At 69.5% G+C, this 14,257-nt stretch carries 13 protein-coding genes, 1 tRNA gene and 1 pseudogene; 5 read left to right on the forward strand and 10 right to left on the reverse strand.

Features of this window, described 5'->3' with window-relative positions; translation table 11 throughout:
- Positions 1-69: 69 nt before the first annotated feature.
- Positions 70-318: pseudogene (locus AC1Q9M_RS21620) on the forward strand (non-canonical purine NTP pyrophosphatase); the annotation flags it as partial.
- A gap of 20 nt (positions 319-338) precedes the next feature.
- Positions 339-1,592, forward strand: coding sequence for a radical SAM family heme chaperone HemW (gene hemW, locus AC1Q9M_RS21625; protein ID WP_492435863.1), 1,254 nt, complete (start codon positions 339-341; stop codon positions 1,590-1,592).
- Between the two features lie 14 nt (positions 1,593-1,606).
- Here the strand turns inward: hemW and AC1Q9M_RS21630 are convergent, their stop codons facing one another.
- On the reverse strand, positions 1,607-3,010 hold the full coding sequence (locus AC1Q9M_RS21630) for a heavy metal sensor histidine kinase (RefSeq protein WP_492435711.1): 1,404 nt from the start codon (positions 3,008-3,010) through the stop codon (positions 1,607-1,609).
- Positions 3,007-3,690: a heavy metal response regulator transcription factor gene (locus AC1Q9M_RS21635; RefSeq protein ID WP_291113937.1), complete on the reverse strand. Its 684-nt coding sequence runs from the start codon at positions 3,688-3,690 to the stop codon at positions 3,007-3,009. The genes AC1Q9M_RS21630 and AC1Q9M_RS21635 overlap by 4 nt, the downstream gene beginning before the upstream one ends.
- 230 nt (positions 3,691-3,920) lie before the next feature.
- Between AC1Q9M_RS21635 and AC1Q9M_RS21640 the strand changes: the two genes are divergently transcribed.
- Positions 3,921-4,370, forward strand: a complete 450-nt coding sequence (locus AC1Q9M_RS21640) for a DUF4148 domain-containing protein (protein WP_382321368.1) — start codon at positions 3,921-3,923, stop codon at positions 4,368-4,370.
- 164 nt (positions 4,371-4,534) lie between these two features.
- Here AC1Q9M_RS21640 and AC1Q9M_RS21645 read toward each other — a convergent pair.
- From AC1Q9M_RS21645 to AC1Q9M_RS21680, 8 genes are all read right to left on the reverse strand, one after another.
- Positions 4,535-4,622: transfer RNA gene (locus tag AC1Q9M_RS21645), tRNA-Ser, on the reverse strand.
- A 41-nt stretch (positions 4,623-4,663) separates the two neighbouring features.
- The gene (ureG, locus tag AC1Q9M_RS21650) at positions 4,664-5,344 is read right to left on the reverse strand and encodes an urease accessory protein UreG (RefSeq protein WP_492435714.1); all 681 of its coding nucleotides are present in this window, start codon (positions 5,342-5,344) and stop codon (positions 4,664-4,666) included.
- Between the two features lie 28 nt (positions 5,345-5,372).
- Complete coding sequence (locus tag AC1Q9M_RS21655; protein ID WP_492435716.1) at positions 5,373-6,095, reverse strand: urease accessory protein UreF; 723 nt, start codon at positions 6,093-6,095, stop codon at positions 5,373-5,375.
- The gene (gene ureE / locus AC1Q9M_RS21660; RefSeq protein WP_444687214.1) at positions 6,082-6,633 is read right to left on the reverse strand and encodes an urease accessory protein UreE; all 552 of its coding nucleotides are present in this window, start codon (positions 6,631-6,633) and stop codon (positions 6,082-6,084) included. Before ureE ends, AC1Q9M_RS21655 begins: the two co-directional genes overlap by 14 nt.
- A gap of 8 nt (positions 6,634-6,641) precedes the next feature.
- Entirely contained in the window at positions 6,642-8,360 is a 1,719-nt protein-coding gene (gene ureC, locus AC1Q9M_RS21665; RefSeq protein ID WP_492435718.1) for an urease subunit alpha, read from the reverse strand.
- A 10-nt stretch (positions 8,361-8,370) separates the two neighbouring features.
- Complete coding sequence (locus AC1Q9M_RS21670; protein ID WP_297399432.1) at positions 8,371-8,676, reverse strand: urease subunit beta; 306 nt, start codon at positions 8,674-8,676, stop codon at positions 8,371-8,373.
- 4 nt (positions 8,677-8,680) lie between these two features.
- Positions 8,681-9,268 (reverse strand): HupE/UreJ family protein, encoded by a 588-nt coding sequence (locus tag AC1Q9M_RS21675; RefSeq protein ID WP_444687212.1) that lies wholly within the window; start codon positions 9,266-9,268, stop codon positions 8,681-8,683.
- A gap of 25 nt (positions 9,269-9,293) precedes the next feature.
- Positions 9,294-9,596 carry an urease subunit gamma gene (locus tag AC1Q9M_RS21680; RefSeq protein ID WP_382155722.1) on the reverse strand — a complete coding sequence of 101 codons (303 nt, stop codon included), beginning with the start codon at positions 9,594-9,596 and terminating at the stop codon, positions 9,294-9,296.
- 116 nt (positions 9,597-9,712) lie between these two features.
- On the opposite strand from AC1Q9M_RS21680, the gene AC1Q9M_RS21685 reads away from it, so the two are divergent.
- Positions 9,713-13,258 carry a hybrid sensor histidine kinase/response regulator gene (locus AC1Q9M_RS21685; protein ID WP_492435721.1) on the forward strand — a complete coding sequence of 1,182 codons (3,546 nt, stop codon included), beginning with the start codon at positions 9,713-9,715 and terminating at the stop codon, positions 13,256-13,258.
- Positions 13,242-14,255, forward strand: a complete 1,014-nt coding sequence (locus AC1Q9M_RS21690) for a response regulator (protein ID WP_382321301.1) — start codon at positions 13,242-13,244, stop codon at positions 14,253-14,255. The genes AC1Q9M_RS21685 and AC1Q9M_RS21690 overlap by 17 nt, the downstream gene beginning before the upstream one ends.
- Positions 14,256-14,257 lie beyond the last annotated feature (2 nt).

Below are 14,257 nucleotides of genomic sequence, written 5' to 3' on the forward strand. Positions count from 1 at the left end.
CCTTCACGCGCGACGAGATGAACACGCTGCTGGCCCTGGCCGAAAAAGGCATCGCCGATCTGGTGGCGGCGCAGCGCCGACGACCCCGAGCCGCTCGTGGCCACCGGCCGCGCGCCCGGGCTGATCACGCAGCAGCCGGTCGGCGACAAGGGTTTCGGTTTCGATCCCGTGATGTACCTGCCCGAGTTCGGCCAGACCTTCGCGCAATTGCCCACCGAGGTGAAAAACGCGAACAGCCACCGGGGCCGCGCGGCGCGGCAGATGCTCGAACTGATGCGTGAGCGCTGGTTCTCGCCCGCGCCCTCGGACACACCATGAGCGAACCCACCGGCGTGCCGATGTCCTGGCCCGGCGGCCAGCCGGCCGCCGCGGGCCAGGCCGACCCGGCCTGGAACGACGTGCGCCACTGGATGCGCCCGGGCACGCTGCAGCTGCAGAGCCTGCCCCCGCTGTCGCTCTACATCCACCTGCCCTGGTGCCTGAAGAAGTGTCCCTACTGCGATTTCAACTCGCACGAATGGACGGCCACCGCCGCGCCCGGCAAGGCGCTGCCCGAAACCGCCTACCTCGAGGCCCTGCGCGCCGATCTCGCGGCCTCGCTGCCGCTGATCTGGGGCCGCACGGTGCACAGCGTGTTCATCGGCGGCGGCACACCCAGCCTGTTCTCGCCTGCGGCCATCGACCGCCTGTTGGGCGACGTGCGCGCGATGCTGCGGCTGGAGGCCGATGCGGAGATCACGCTGGAGGCCAACCCCGGCACCTTCGAGAAAGACCGCTTCCGCGCCTTCCGCGACGCGGGCGTGACGCGCCTGTCGATCGGCGTGCAGAGTTTCAACGACGCCCACCTCAAGGCGCTGGGCCGGGTGCACGACCGCGATCAGGCCCTGGCCGCGGTGGAAGAGGCCGCGCAGGCCTTCGACACCTTCAACCTCGACCTCATGTACGCGCTGCCAGGGCAGACGCTGGCCGATTGCGAGGCCGACGTGCGCACCGCGCTGTCGTTCGCGCCGCCGCACATCTCGATCTACCACCTCACGCTCGAACCCAACACCTACTTCGCCAAGTACCCGCCCGCGCTGCCGCCGGAGGACGAGGCCTGGGACATGCTGGACCGCATCACCGAGCTCACCGACGAAGCGGGCATGCAGCGCTACGAGGTCTCGGCCTATGCGCGCGAGGGGCACCAGTGCTGGCACAACCTCAACTACTGGCAGTTCGGCGACTACCTGGGCATCGGCGCCGGCGCGCACAGCAAGCTCAGCTTTGCGCACCGTGTGGCACGGCCGGTGCGTGTGCGCGAGCCGCGCCTGTACATGGAGCGCGCGCTGGCGGGCAACGCCGTGGTGAGCGCCGACGAAGTCTCGCGCAAGGCCTTGCCCTTCGAGTTCATGCTCAACGCCTTGCGGCTCAAGAACGGGTTCACGCTGCTGCAGTTCATGGAGCGCACGGGCCTGCCGCTCTCCAGCATCGCGCCGGCCCTGGCGCAGGCAGAGCAGAAGGGGCTGATCGCGCGCGATGCCACCCGGGTGTGGCCGACCGAACGCGGCTTCGATTTCCTGAGCGACCTGCAGGAACTGTTCCTGGCGGACTGAACCGCCGGGCGCGCTCAGGCGCTGGCCGCGGTGGTCTGCAGGCTGAAGCCCACGCGCGTGGTGCCACCGCTGGATTCGGCCGCCGGGAAACCGTCGTGCATGCGCGCGATGGCCGCCACGATGGACAGGCCCAGGCCATGGTGTGGTTTTTCCATCTCGCAGCGCGCGGCGTCGGCGCGGAAGAAGCGGTCGAAGAGGCGCGGCAGGTGCGAGGCTTCGATCGACGGCCCGGTGTTTTCCACCCACAGGCGCGCGCCACTTTCCGACTCGGGCGCGATGCGCACGCACAGCGCGGAGCCCTGGTCGGCGTAGCGGATCGCATTGCCCAGCAGGTTGGAGATCGCGCGCTTGATCAAAGGCGCATCCACCGACAGGTGGGCATCGCCCTCGATGGTCACGCGCAGCCCGCGCTCGTCCATGGGGGCTTCGTGGAACTCCACCACCTGTTGCACCAGCTCGGCCAGGCTCACCGGTGCGCTGCGGCGGGCCTTCACGCCCCGATCGGCCTGGGCCAGGAACAGCATGTCGTTGACGATGGCCGCCATGCGCTGCAGCTCTTCCAGGTTGGAGTGCAGCGTTTCCTCCAGTTCGGCCACGCTGCGCTCGCGGCTGAGCGCCACCTCGGTCTGGCCGATCAGGTTGGCCAGCGGGGTGCGCAGCTCGTGCGCCACGTCGGCGTTGAAACCCTCGAGCTGTACATAGGTGCGCTCGACGCGGTGCATCAGGCCGTTGAACTGGTCGATCACCGGTTGCAGTTCTTCGGCCGGTTCGGCCAGTGAGATGCGCTGGCCCAGGCGCCGCGCGTCGATGGCCTTGGTCTGGGCGGCCAGGTCGAGCAGGGGGCGCAGGCTGCAGCGCACGCGCCAGAAAGTGCCCCAGCCGACCAGGGCGCCCCCGGCCAGCACGGCACCGACCAGCAACAGGGCCATGCGGCGGGCGGTCTTCGCGTCCTGCGAACAATCCAGCACCACCTTGCCCTGCAGCAGGCCGCCGGTCGCCGTCGGCACCGCGAAATCCATGCCGCGGGCGGTGGATTGGTTCACGTCGAAGGTGGGTGCCGCGTCGCGGTAGAACTCGCTGCCGTCGGCGCGGTTCATCTGCACGAAGGTGCCCGGGCGGCGTTCGGCCAGCCAGGCCATCTTGGCCTTGACTTCGGCCTCGCCACCCTGGGCGTAGGCCTCGCGCGACACGTCCACCAGCACGGTGCTGTAGCTGCGCAGCTCTTCCTCGTGCTTGGCGATGAAGAGCATGGAGGTGGCGCCATAGATGAAGGCCAGCAGCACGCCCAGCCCGATCACCGTCTGCACGGCCAGCAGCAGCGAGAGGCGCCGGCCGATGGAATAGGTGCAGGGCGCCTCGGCGGGCTTGTCGCCGCCCAGGACCGGGGCCGCGTCCAGCACGGTCGTCGAGGTGTTCATGTGCGTTCCTCCAGCACGTAGCCCATGCCGCGCACGTTGTGCAGCAGCTTGGGTTTGAAGGGATCGTCCATCTTGGAGCGCAGGCGGCGCACCGCCACTTCCACCACGTTGGTGTCGGAGTCGAAATTCATGTCCCACACCTGCTCGGCGATGGTGGTGCGCGAGAGGATCTGCCCCTTGCGGCGCGCCAGCAGCGCCAGCAGCGAAAACTCCTTGGCCGTGAGGTCCAGCCGCTGGCCGGCGCGCCAGGCCTTGCGGCTGATCAGGTCCATCTCCAGGTCGCACACCGCCATGCGGGTGTTGGCCGCCTCGGCGACGGCGGCGGGGCCCCGGCGCAGCAGCGCGGCCACGCGGGCCAGCAGTTCGGAAAAGGCGAAGGGCTTGACGAGGTAGTCGTCCGCGCCGGCCTGCAGGCCTTGCACCCGGTCTTCCACGCGGTCGCGCGCGGTGAGCATCAACACCGGCGTGTTGCGCTTCTCGCGCAGCGCCGCGAGCACGCCGAAGCCATCGATGCCGGGCAGCATGATGTCCAGCACCAGCAACTGGTAGTCGCCTTCGAGCGCGAGGTAGCGGCCCTCGATGCCGTCGCGGGCGACGTCCACGGTGTAACCGGCCTCGGAGAGACCCCGCTTGACGTAGTCCGCCAGCTTGGATTCGTCTTCAATGACCAGCACGCGCATGGGAGTGGGGCTTAGTGACCGGATGGAGGGACAACAAGGCGGCAAAAGGCCTTGCACGACACCGAATTGTCACGGAATTGCCCGTTTTGCTGCATTACGAATCCGTAATTCTCGCGTTCTGAAAATGACAGACCCGGTTTTTACAGTCTCTCCTGTGCCGAAACCAAGGCGGCACAAACCTCCATCCAAACCTCCATCCATCCATTCAACCTACCGTTCAAGGAAGCATCATGAAACTCTCGACCCGTGTCCTCATCCCCCTCATGCTGACGGCTGTTGCCGGTGCCGCCATGGCCCAGAGCGCGCCGCTGACCCGCGCTGAAGTGCAAGCCCAGGCCATCGCCGCCCGCGACGCCGGCCAGCTGCCCGACACCGACATCGTGAAATTCGAAGTTGCCACGGGCTCCAGCCTGAGCCGCAACGAAGTCCGTGCCCAAGCCATCGCCGCCCGCGACGCCGGCCGCCTGGCCGACACCGACATCGTGAAGTTCGAGGTGCCCGCCGGTTTCGAGAAGACCCGCGCCCAAGTGGTGGCCGAGCTGAAAGAAGCCCAGCGCCTGGGCCTGGTGAATGAGAATGACGCCGCGTACCCGGTGATCGCCACCGCGCAACAGGCCGAGCAAGTGCGTCAGGCCGGTCTGCGCGCCGTCGCCGGCACCAGCGTCAGCCTGGGCCAGTGAAGGCAGCCCGCATGGCGAGGTGATCCGGCTGCCCCAAACTGACCTGCCGGAGCACCTTGTCAGGGTTGTTTTTCACCATGCAACAGGAGTGATGCCGATGCGAACCGCGTTGTCCGCACCAGAAACAGCAACGGGCCCCATGGGCCCGTTGCTGTTTCTGGTTCTGGCGGAGACGGTGAGATTCGAACTCACGGACCCTTGCGGGTCGGCAGTTTTCAAGACTGCTGGTTTAAACCGCTCACCCACGTCTCCGGGAGCGATGACAAGGGCGAGATTTTAGCCTGCCCGCCGCTTCAGGCCGGCACGGGCTCCCGGGATTCGCTGCGCAGCATGCCCCGGGTTTCGATGAAGCGCACCACCTCGTCCACACCCGTCAGGGTCTTGAGGTTGGTCATCACCCAGGGGCGGCGCGCGGCATCGGGGCGCATGCGCGCGGTGTCCGCCTTCATCACCTCCAGGTCGGCGCCCACGTGGGGCGCCAGGTCGGTCTTGTTGATGACGAAGAGGTCGCTCTTGGTGATGCCGGGGCCGCCCTTGCGCGGGATCTTCTCGCCCGCGGCCACGTCGATCACGTAGATCGTGAGGTCGCTGAGTTCGGGGCTGAAGGTGGCGGCCAGGTTGTCGCCGCCGCTTTCGATGAACACCACGTCGGCGTTCGGGAACTGGTCCAGCATGCGGTCGATGGCTTCGAGGTTGATCGAGGCATCTTCCCGGATCGCGGTGTGCGGGCAGCCCCCGGTTTCCACGCCCATGATGCGTTCGGCCGGCAGCGCGCCGCTCACGGTGAGCAGGCGCTGGTCTTCCTTGGTGTAGATGTCGTTGGTGATAGCGATCAGGTCGTAGCGCCCGCGCATGGCCTTGCAGAGCATTTCCAGCAGCGTGGTCTTGCCCGAACCGACGGGGCCGCCGATGCCCACGCGCAAGGGGGGCAGGGTCTTGGTGCGGCGGGGGATGTGGTGCAGGGCGGTGGTCATGGCGGTCTCCTTGTAGGGGGGCGCGTGCTCAGGAGCGGAAGAGGCGAGAGTATTGCGTTTCGTGGCGCGCGGAAAGAATCGCGAGCATGGGGCTGAAGGCCTGTCGGGCGTCGTCGCTCAGGGCCATGGCGTGGTCCACCGCATCGGGGACCTGTTGCGCCAGCCGCGCGAGCATGCGCTGGCCCGAGCTCTGGCCGAGCGGCACCGATTTGATGGCGGCCTGCACCAGGTTCTCGGCCCAGCCGAAGGCATAGCCCACCAGGCTGTCGCGCACGCTGGCCTGCGCGCTCGCGGCGGCACAGGCGCAGGCCACCGGGTAGGTGGGTGGGTTCAGGTCGGCGGCTTGCAACTGCTCGAACACGCCCGCGCCCAGCTCGCCGAGCTGTCGCGCCCACTCGAGCAGCGAGCGCCCCATCTGCTCGGTCTGCAGGCGGAACTCCAGCGTTTCGCGGGTCTGCAGCACCCAGTGATTCAGCGCGCGCACGCGAGGCAGATCCTGCTTGCGCCAGGCGGGGATGGCCTGGGCCGCCACCGCGAGGTCGCTGCGCGCCAGGCCCAGGTGCAGCTGGTCGGTGAGCCAGGCGGCCGCGCTGGCTTCGTCGTGCACCAGGCCCGCGTCCACGGCGGCCTCCAGGCCCTCGGAATAGGAGAAGCCGCCCACGGGCAGCGCGGGCGAGGCCAGCCACAGGATCTGCAGCAGGCTGGCGGCGGAGCGCTCGGGCACGGGGTGGCCCGCGTCAGCCTTGGTCATGTCCGTGGTGGTGATCGTGGCCGTGGCTGTGGTGATGGCCGTGCCCGTGGGCATGGCCGCCGTGGCCCGCGCCCTGGGCGCCATAGGCACCGCCCTCGGGTTCGAAGGGCTCGCGCGCCTCCACCACGGTGAGGTGCATGGCGCGCAGCATGTCGGCCAGCACGTGGTCGGGTTCGATCTTGAGGTGGTCGGGCCGCAGCTCGATCGGCACGTGCCGGTTGCCCAGGTGGTAGGCCGCGCGCATCAGGTCGAAGGCCTGGTCCTGCGCGGGGTGGTCGGGGCAGGCGGTGATGCGCAGCACCGGCTGCGGCGCGGCGACCACGCGCAGCAGCGAACCGTCCTGCGTGAGCAGCACGTCGCCGCCGCGCACCACGGTGCCGCGCGGCAGGAACACGCCCACGTGGCGCTCGTCGGTCGTGGTGGCGTCGAAACGGCTTTTCTGGCGGATGTCCCAGTCCAGCACCAGCTGTGCCGCGCGCTGCACCAGCGGCTTGGCGAGGCCCTGGCCTTGGGGGATGAGCTTGGAGACTTGCAGCATCGCGGCGCTCAGAACAGGAAATAGCGCTGCGCCATCGGCAGGCGCGTGGCGGGTTCGCAGGTGAGCAGCACGCCGTCGGCGCGCACCGCGTAGGTCTGCGGGTCGATCTCCATCTTCGGCAGCAGGGCGTTGTGCACCATGTGGGCCTTGGTCACGCCCCGCACGCCGTGCACGGCCGACAGGGTTTTCTGCAGGCCGTAGCGTTCGCCGACGCCGGCCTTGAGGCCGGCCTGCGAGACGAAGGTCAGGCTGCTCTTCGCGGTGGCACCGCCGAAGCTGCCGAACATGGGCCGGTAGTGCACCGGCTGCGGCGTGGGGATGGAGGCGTTGGGGTCGCCCATGGCGGCCAGCGCGATGCTGCCGCCCTTGAGCACCAGCGCCGGCTTCACGCCGAAGAAGGCGGGCTTCCACAGCACCAGGTCGGCCCACTTGCCCACTTCCAGCGAGCCGACGATGTGCGCGATGCCGTGCGCGATGGCCGGGTTGATCGTGTACTTGGCGATGTAGCGCTTGACGCGGAAGTTGTCATGGCGCGAGCTGTCCTCGGGCAGCGTGCCGCGCTGGCTCTTCATCTTGTCGGCCGTCTGCCAGGTGCGGATGATGACCTCGCCCACGCGGCCCATGGCCTGGCTGTCGCTGCTCATCATGCTGATGGCGCCCAGGTCGTGCAGGATGTCCTCGGCCGCGATGGTCTCGCGGCGGATGCGGCTCTCGGCGAAGGCCAGGTCCTCGGCGATGCCCGCGTCCAGGTGGTGGCAGACCATGAGCATGTCCACGTGCTCGTCCAGCGTGTTGACGGTGTAGGGCATGGTCGGGTTGGTGGACGAGGGCAGGAAGTTGGCCTCGCCGACCACGCGCAGGATGTCGGGCGCGTGGCCGCCGCCGGCGCCTTCGGTGTGGAAGGCGCACAGGCTGCGGCCCTTGGTGGCCGCGATGGTGTTTTCCACGAAGCCCGATTCGTTGAGCGTGTCGCTGTGGATCGCGACCTGCACGTCGGCCTCTTCGGCCACGCTCAGGCAGTTGTCGATGGCCGCGGGCGTGGTGCCCCAGTCTTCGTGCAGCTTCAGTCCGATCACGCCGGCGTCGATCTGCTCGTGCAGCGCGGCGGGCAGGCTGGCGTTGCCCTTGCCCAGGAAGCCCAGGTTCATGGGCAGGCCGTCGGCGGCCTGCAGCATGCGCTCGATGTGCCAGGGGCCGGGCGTGCAGGTGGTGGCGAAGGTGCCGGTGGCCGGGCCGGTGCCGCCGCCGAGCATGGTGGTCACGCCCGAGGTCAGGGCCTCGTCCACCTGTTGCGGGCAGATGAAGTGGATGTGGCTGTCGATGCCACCGGCCGTGACGATGTGGCCTTCGCAGCTGATGACCTCGGTGCCCGGGCCGATGACGATGTCCACGCCGGGCTGGGTGTCGGGGTTGCCGGCCTTGCCGATGGCGACGATGCGCCCGCCCTTCAAGCCGATGTCGGCCTTGACGATGCCCCAGTGGTCGATGATCACCGCGTTGGTCATCACCGTGTCCACCGACCCTTCGGCGCGGGTGCGCTGGCTTTGCGCCATGCCGTCGCGGATGGTCTTGCCGCCGCCGAACTTCACTTCCTCCCCGTAACCACCGGCGGCCAGGGTGTAGTCCTTCTCGATCTCGATCACCAGGCCGGTGTCGGCCAGGCGCAGGCGGTCGCCGACGGTGGGGCCGAACATGTCGGCATAGGCGCTGCGGGGGATGCTTGCCATGGGCTGTCTTTCAGAGGGCGCTTTGGGTCAGGCCACGAAAGCCGTACACGATGCGGTCGCCCGCGTAGTCCACCAGCTCGACGGTGCGCTGCTGGCCGGGCTCGAACCGCACGGCGGTGCCGCTGGCGATGTTCAGCCGCATGCCGCGCGCGGCGGCGCGGTCGAAGTCGAGCGCGCCATTGGTTTCGGCGAAGTGGTAGTGCGAGCCGACCTGGATCGGGCGGTCGGCGCCGTTCTTCACCACCAGGGTGATCGTGCGCCGGCCGGGGTTGAGCGGGTGCTCGCCCGCGTCGGTGAAGAGTTCGCCGGGGATCATGGCTTCAGCCCGCCAGCAGGGACCAGCCCATGTTCAGGCCCATCAGCGCCACCACGCCGCCGGCCACGCGCGGCAGCCAGTGGTCGGCGCGCTTCAGGCCCAGGCCCATGCCGATGCCCACCGCGTGCAGCACGGCCGTGCCCAGCACCATGCCGGCCAGGGCCGCGCCATCGGCCAGCTCCTGTCCGTGCGCCGCGCCGTGGAACAGCGCGAAGGCCCCCACCAGCACCGCGCCCGCCGCCTCGGGCAGTTTCACCTGCGCGGCCAGCAGCAGGCCCACCACCAGCATGGAGGCCGCGATCATCGGCTCGATGGCGGGGAAGGCCACGCCCGCCTGCGCCATCAGCGCGCCGGCCAGCAGCAGGGCGGCGAACGACACCGGTGCGACCCACAGGCGTTTCGTGGTCATGGCGCTCCACACGCCCACGGCCAGCATGGCGGCGAGGTGGTCCAGCCCGGTGATGGGGTGCAGGAAGCCGGTGAGCAGGCCACCGTGGTCGTGCGCATCGCCCACATGGGCGGCGGCGGAGAACGACAGGGCGGCGAGGGTGAGGGCGGGCAGGGCGCGCTTGAGGAAGAAGGCGAAAGTCATGGGGTCTCCTGAATCCTGAATGGGGTCACACGATCGGCTGGTGCACCGTGACGAGTTTCGTGCCGTCGGGGAAGGTGGCTTCCACCTGGATGTCCGGGATCATCTCGGCGATGCCGTCCATCACATCGGCGCGGGTGAGCACGCTGCGGCCTTCGCTCATCAGCTGCGCCACGGTCTTGCCGTCGCGCGCGCCCTCCATCACGGCCGCGCTGATCAGCGCCACCGATTCGGGGTAGTTGAGCTTGAGGCCGCGCGCCTTGCGCCGCTCGGCCAGCAAGGCGGCGGTGAAGATCAGCAGCTTGTCTTTCTCTCGGGGCGTGAGTTCCATGGTGGTGCGCGATCGTCAAGGGAGCCTGAGCATACAAGTTGCCCTGGAATCAGCAATTCCCGTGCCCCAGGCCCGGCGTGGCATGAAAGCTGCGAAATCCCCGTGTGAACCCCGCCGTGCCCCCACCGCCTTCCCCGCCCGCCAGCGCCCCGCCGCCGGCCGGGCAGGACGCGCCGCAGCGCATCATCAAGGTGCGCCGCGACTACAACAGCTGGGTCGGCAGCGAGACCATGGAAGACTACGCGCTGCGCTACACGCCGCAGCGTTTCCGCAAGTGGAGCGAATGGCGGGTGGCCAACACCGCGTTCGGTGCCGCCTCCTTCCTGATCCTCGAGGCCGTGGGTGCCACGCTGCTGGTGCAGTACGGCTTCGTCAACGCCGCGCTGGCCATCCTCTGCACCGGCCTCATCATCTTCCTGGGCGGCCTGCCCATCAGCGTCTACGCCGCGCGCCACGGGGTGGACATGGACCTGCTCACGCGCGGCGCGGGCTTCGGCTACATCGGCTCGACCATCACCTCGCTGATCTACGCGTCCTTCACCTTCATCTTCTTCGCGCTCGAAGCGGCGGTGATGGCCTACGCGCTCGAACTCGCGCTCGACATCCCGCCCGCCTGGGGCTACCTGATCTGCGCGCTGGTGGTCATCCCCCTCGTGACGCACGGTGTCTCGGTCATCAGCCGCTTCCAGGTCTGGACCCAGCCGCTGTGGGTCGTGATGATGGTGGTGCCTTTTGGGGCGGTGGCCTGGATGGCGCCCGAGACCTTCACCAACGTGGTGCGTTACGGGGGCGAATCTGGTGCGGGCGCGGTGTTCGACTGGCACCTGTTTGGTGCGGCGCTCACGGTGGGCATCGCGCTCATCACGCAGATGGGCGAGCAGGCCGACTACCTGCGCTTCATGCCCGCGAAGGAGCCCGGCCACGCGCTGCGCTGGTGGCTGGGCGTGCTCGCCGGCGGGCCGGGCTGGGTGGTGCTGGGCGTGGTCAAGATGCTGGGCGGCGCGCTGCTGGCCTACCTGGCCATCAGCCACATGGTGCCGCCCGAGCGCGCGGTGGACCCCAACCAGATGTACCTCGCGGCCTACGAGTTCGTGTTCGCCGACTACGGCTGGGCGGTGGCGGCCACGGCGCTGTTCGTGGTGGTCTCGCAGCTCAAGATCAACGTCACCAACGCCTACGCGGGCTCGCTGGCCTGGAGCAATTTTTTCTCGCGCATCACGCACAGCCACCCGGGCCGCGTGGTGTGGGTGGTGTTCAACACGCTGATCGCCTTCATGCTGATGGAGATGAACGTGTTCCAGGCGCTGGGCGAGGTGCTGGGCCTGTACTCCAACATCGCCATCGCCTGGATCATGGCGGTGGTGGCCGATCTCGTGATCAACAAGCCGCTGGGCTGGTCGCCCAAGGGCATCGAGTTCAAGCGCGCCTACCTGTACGACATCAACCCTGTCGGTGTGGGCGCCATGGGCCTGGCCTCGGCGCTGTCCATCGTGGCCCACATGGGCCTGCTGGGGCCGACGGCGCAGGCGTTCTCGGCGGTGATCGCGATGGTGACGGCGCTCATCACCGCACCGGTGATCGCGTGGTTGACCCAGGGGCGTTACTACATCGCCAGAAGCGGTGGAGAGGTGCCGCCAGGCGCACCGCGGATCTGGCTCCGCCAGGCCGCCAGTGCGGCCCCCCTTCAGGGGGGTGACGCCGCAGGCGGCGCGGGGGGTGTTGTCCAAACGTGCGTCATCTGTGAACGCGAGTACGAGGCGCCTGACATGGCGCACTGTCCTGCGTACCAGGGCCACATCTGTTCGCTGTGCTGCACGCTCGACGCGCGCTGCGGCGACCTCTGCAAACCGCACGCGCGCCTCTCCGAGCAGTGGATGGGCGCTTTGCGCCGCGTGCTGCCGCGCCGCGTGTGGCCTTACCTGGAAGCGGGCCTGGCGCACTACCTGCTGCTCATGATGATCGTGGCGCCGGTGCTCGCGGCCGTGCTGGGCCTGCTCTACCGGCAGGAGGTGGAAGGCCTGGCCCAGGGCCTGGGCGTGGCGGCCAACACCTCGCTGCTCGACGCCGCGCTGCGCTCGGGCTTCGTGCGCGTGTACGCGGTGCTGCTGCTCATCGCCGCCACCGTGGCCTGGTGGCTGGTGCTCGCGCACAAGAGCCGCGAGGTGGCGCAGGAAGAGTCCAACCGGCAGACGCGCCTGCTGATGCAGGAGATCGAGTCGCACCAGCGCACCGACGAGGCGCTGCAGCAGGCGCGCCGCGCGGCCGAGCAGGCCAACCAGGCCAAGACGCGCTACATCTCCACCATCAGCCACGAGCTGCGCACGCCGCTCAACAGCATCCTGGGTTACGCGCAGCTGCTGCAGGAAGACACCGGCGTGGCGCCGCACCGCGCGCAGGCCATCCGCGTGATCCACCGCGGCGGCGAGCACCTGCTCTCGCTGATCGAAGGCACGCTGGACATCGCGCGCATCGAGTCCGGCAAGCTCGCGCTCGACGTGCGGCCCATGGCGTTTGCCGACGCCATGCGCGAGGTCGCCAGCATGTTCGAGCTGCAGGCGGCGGCCAAGGGCCTGCGCTTCTCGTTCGACACCGGCAGCCGCCTGCCCGACACCGTGCGCGCCGACGAGAAACGCCTGCGCCAGATCCTCATCAACCTGCTGGGCAACGCGGTGAAGTTCACCCGCAGCGGCGAGGTGCGGCTGCGGGTGGCGCACGCGCGCGAGATGGCGCAGTTCGAGGTGCACGACACCGGGCCCGGCATGAACCCGCAGGACCTGGACCGCGTGTTCGAGCCCTTCGCGCGCGGGCAGGGAGAGGCCGGTGTGCACGGCACGGCCACCGGCACCGGCCTGGGCCTGACCATCGCCAAGATGCTCGCCGACCTCATGGGCGGCGAGATGACGGTGCGCAGCACCCCGGGCCAGGGCTCGGTGTTCACCGTGCGCCTGTTCCTGCCCGAGCTGCACGGCGTGCAGCTGCCCGCGCCCACCGCGGTGCCGCAACACGCCGGCTACCAGGGCGCGCGCCGCCGCGTGCTGGTGGTGGACAACGAAGAGGCCGACCGCGAACTGCTCGCGCGCTGGCTCGCGCCCCTGGGTTTCGAGGTGATGCTCGCCACCAGCGGCCACGACGCGCTGGCCCTGCTCGACGGCCTGCAGCCCGGCGAGCCCGGTGCGCCGCACGCGGTCTTCATGGACCTGGCGATGCCCGGCATCGACGGCTGGGAGACGCTGCGCCGCCTGCGCGCGCGCGGCTGGGGTGCGGTGCCGATGGCCATCGTCTCGGCCAACGCCTTCGACAAGGGACTGGAGAACGACCTCGGCCACCGCCCGCAGGACTTCTTCGTCAAGCCGGTGCGGCGCGAGGACCTGCTGGGCTGGCTCGGCCAGCGCCTGTCGCTGGCCTGGATCACCGAAGCCTCGCCCGAGCGCGCCGGGGCGCCGGTGGCCGCCGCGGCGCCCGCGACGAGGGACGAACTCGAACCCCTGCTGGAACTGGTGCGCCTGGGCTACTACAAGGGCATCGTGCAATGGCTGGACGAGTGGGTGCAGCGCCGCCCCGAGCAGGCCGCGTTCGCGCAGGGCCTGCGCACGCTGGCGCGCGAATTCCGTTTTGAAACCATCGAACAGCAACTGCTGCAACACCATGTCGCACCCGGTTGAAACCCTGGCGCCATCGACCGCGCGGCCGCTCACGGACGCGCTGGTGGTGCTCATCGTCGACGACGTGCCCGACAACGTGGCGCCCCTGCACGACGCGCTGGACGAGGCGGGCTACACCGTGCTCGTGGCGCTGGATGGCGAAAGCGCCATCCGCCGCGCCACCCAGGCCCTGCCCGACGTGGTGCTGCTCGACGCCGTGATGCCCGGGCTGGACGGCTTCGAGGTCGCGCGCCGGCTCAAGGCGCAGCCGGCCACGGCGCACATCCCCATCATTTTCATGACGGGCCTGACCGACACCGAGCACCTGGTGGCCGCGCTCGACGCGGGCGGCGCCGACTACGTGACCAAACCGATCAAGCCGCGCGAGGTGATGGCGCGCATGGGCGTGCACCTGCGCAGCGCGCGCCACGCGCGCCAGGGCGCGGTGGAGCGCAGCCAGGCGCGCAACGCGCTCGACGCCTTCGGCTACGCCACCATCACCGTGCGCGAGCGCGACGGCCGCCTGATGTGGCAGACGCCGCTGGCGCGCGACCTGCTGCGCCACCACTGCGGCACCGAGGCGCCGACCACGCCACCGGCCGTGCTGCAGTGGCTGCGCCGCCACCTCGGCGAGGCGCTGGCGCAGCGCGAGCCGCCGCGCCTCACGCTGGAGAACGGCCCGCGCCGCCTCACCTTCCGCCTGCACCAGTGCGTGGGCGATGAGGTCAACGGCGAGGGCGGCGACTGGCTCATCGTGATGCAGGAAACCTCGGACGCCAGCGTGCTCTCCGGCCTGGCCGCCGCCTTCGGCCTCACCGCGCGCGAGGCCGAGGTGCTGTACTGGGTGGTCAAGGGCAAGATCAACCGCGACATCGGCGACATCCTGGGTGCCAGCCCGGCCACGGTGAAGAAACACCTGGAGCGCATACACGCCAAGCTGGGGGTGGAGACGCGCACGGCCGCCGCCGCCATGGCGATCAACCGCGTGCCGCAATTGCAACCCCAACACGGCGGCTGAGC

The organism is Hydrogenophaga sp. GW823-FHT04C09 (assembly GCF_058796355.1).

What these genes read in the sequence shown, in the direction of transcription:
- hemW (WP_492435863.1), top strand. Translation starts at nt 339, where the DNA reads ATGTCCTGGCCCGGCGGCCAGCCGGCCGCCGCGGGCCAGGCCGACCCG.
- AC1Q9M_RS21630 (WP_492435711.1), bottom strand. Translation starts at nt 3,010, where the DNA reads ATGAACACCTCGACGACCGTGCTGGACGCGGCCCCGGTCCTGGGCGGC.
- AC1Q9M_RS21635 (WP_291113937.1), bottom strand. Translation starts at nt 3,690, where the DNA reads ATGCGCGTGCTGGTCATTGAAGACGAATCCAAGCTGGCGGACTACGTC.
- AC1Q9M_RS21640 (WP_382321368.1), top strand. Translation starts at nt 3,921, where the DNA reads ATGAAACTCTCGACCCGTGTCCTCATCCCCCTCATGCTGACGGCTGTT.
- ureG (WP_492435714.1), bottom strand. Translation starts at nt 5,344, where the DNA reads ATGACCACCGCCCTGCACCACATCCCCCGCCGCACCAAGACCCTGCCC.
- AC1Q9M_RS21655 (WP_492435716.1), bottom strand. Translation starts at nt 6,095, where the DNA reads ATGACCAAGGCTGACGCGGGCCACCCCGTGCCCGAGCGCTCCGCCGCC.
- ureE (WP_444687214.1), bottom strand. Translation starts at nt 6,633, where the DNA reads ATGCTGCAAGTCTCCAAGCTCATCCCCCAAGGCCAGGGCCTCGCCAAG.
- ureC (WP_492435718.1), bottom strand. Translation starts at nt 8,360, where the DNA reads ATGGCAAGCATCCCCCGCAGCGCCTATGCCGACATGTTCGGCCCCACC.
- AC1Q9M_RS21670 (WP_297399432.1), bottom strand. Translation starts at nt 8,676, where the DNA reads ATGATCCCCGGCGAACTCTTCACCGACGCGGGCGAGCACCCGCTCAAC.
- AC1Q9M_RS21675 (WP_444687212.1), bottom strand. Translation starts at nt 9,268, where the DNA reads ATGACTTTCGCCTTCTTCCTCAAGCGCGCCCTGCCCGCCCTCACCCTC.
- AC1Q9M_RS21680 (WP_382155722.1), bottom strand. Translation starts at nt 9,596, where the DNA reads ATGGAACTCACGCCCCGAGAGAAAGACAAGCTGCTGATCTTCACCGCC.
- AC1Q9M_RS21690 (WP_382321301.1), top strand. Translation starts at nt 13,242, where the DNA reads ATGTCGCACCCGGTTGAAACCCTGGCGCCATCGACCGCGCGGCCGCTC.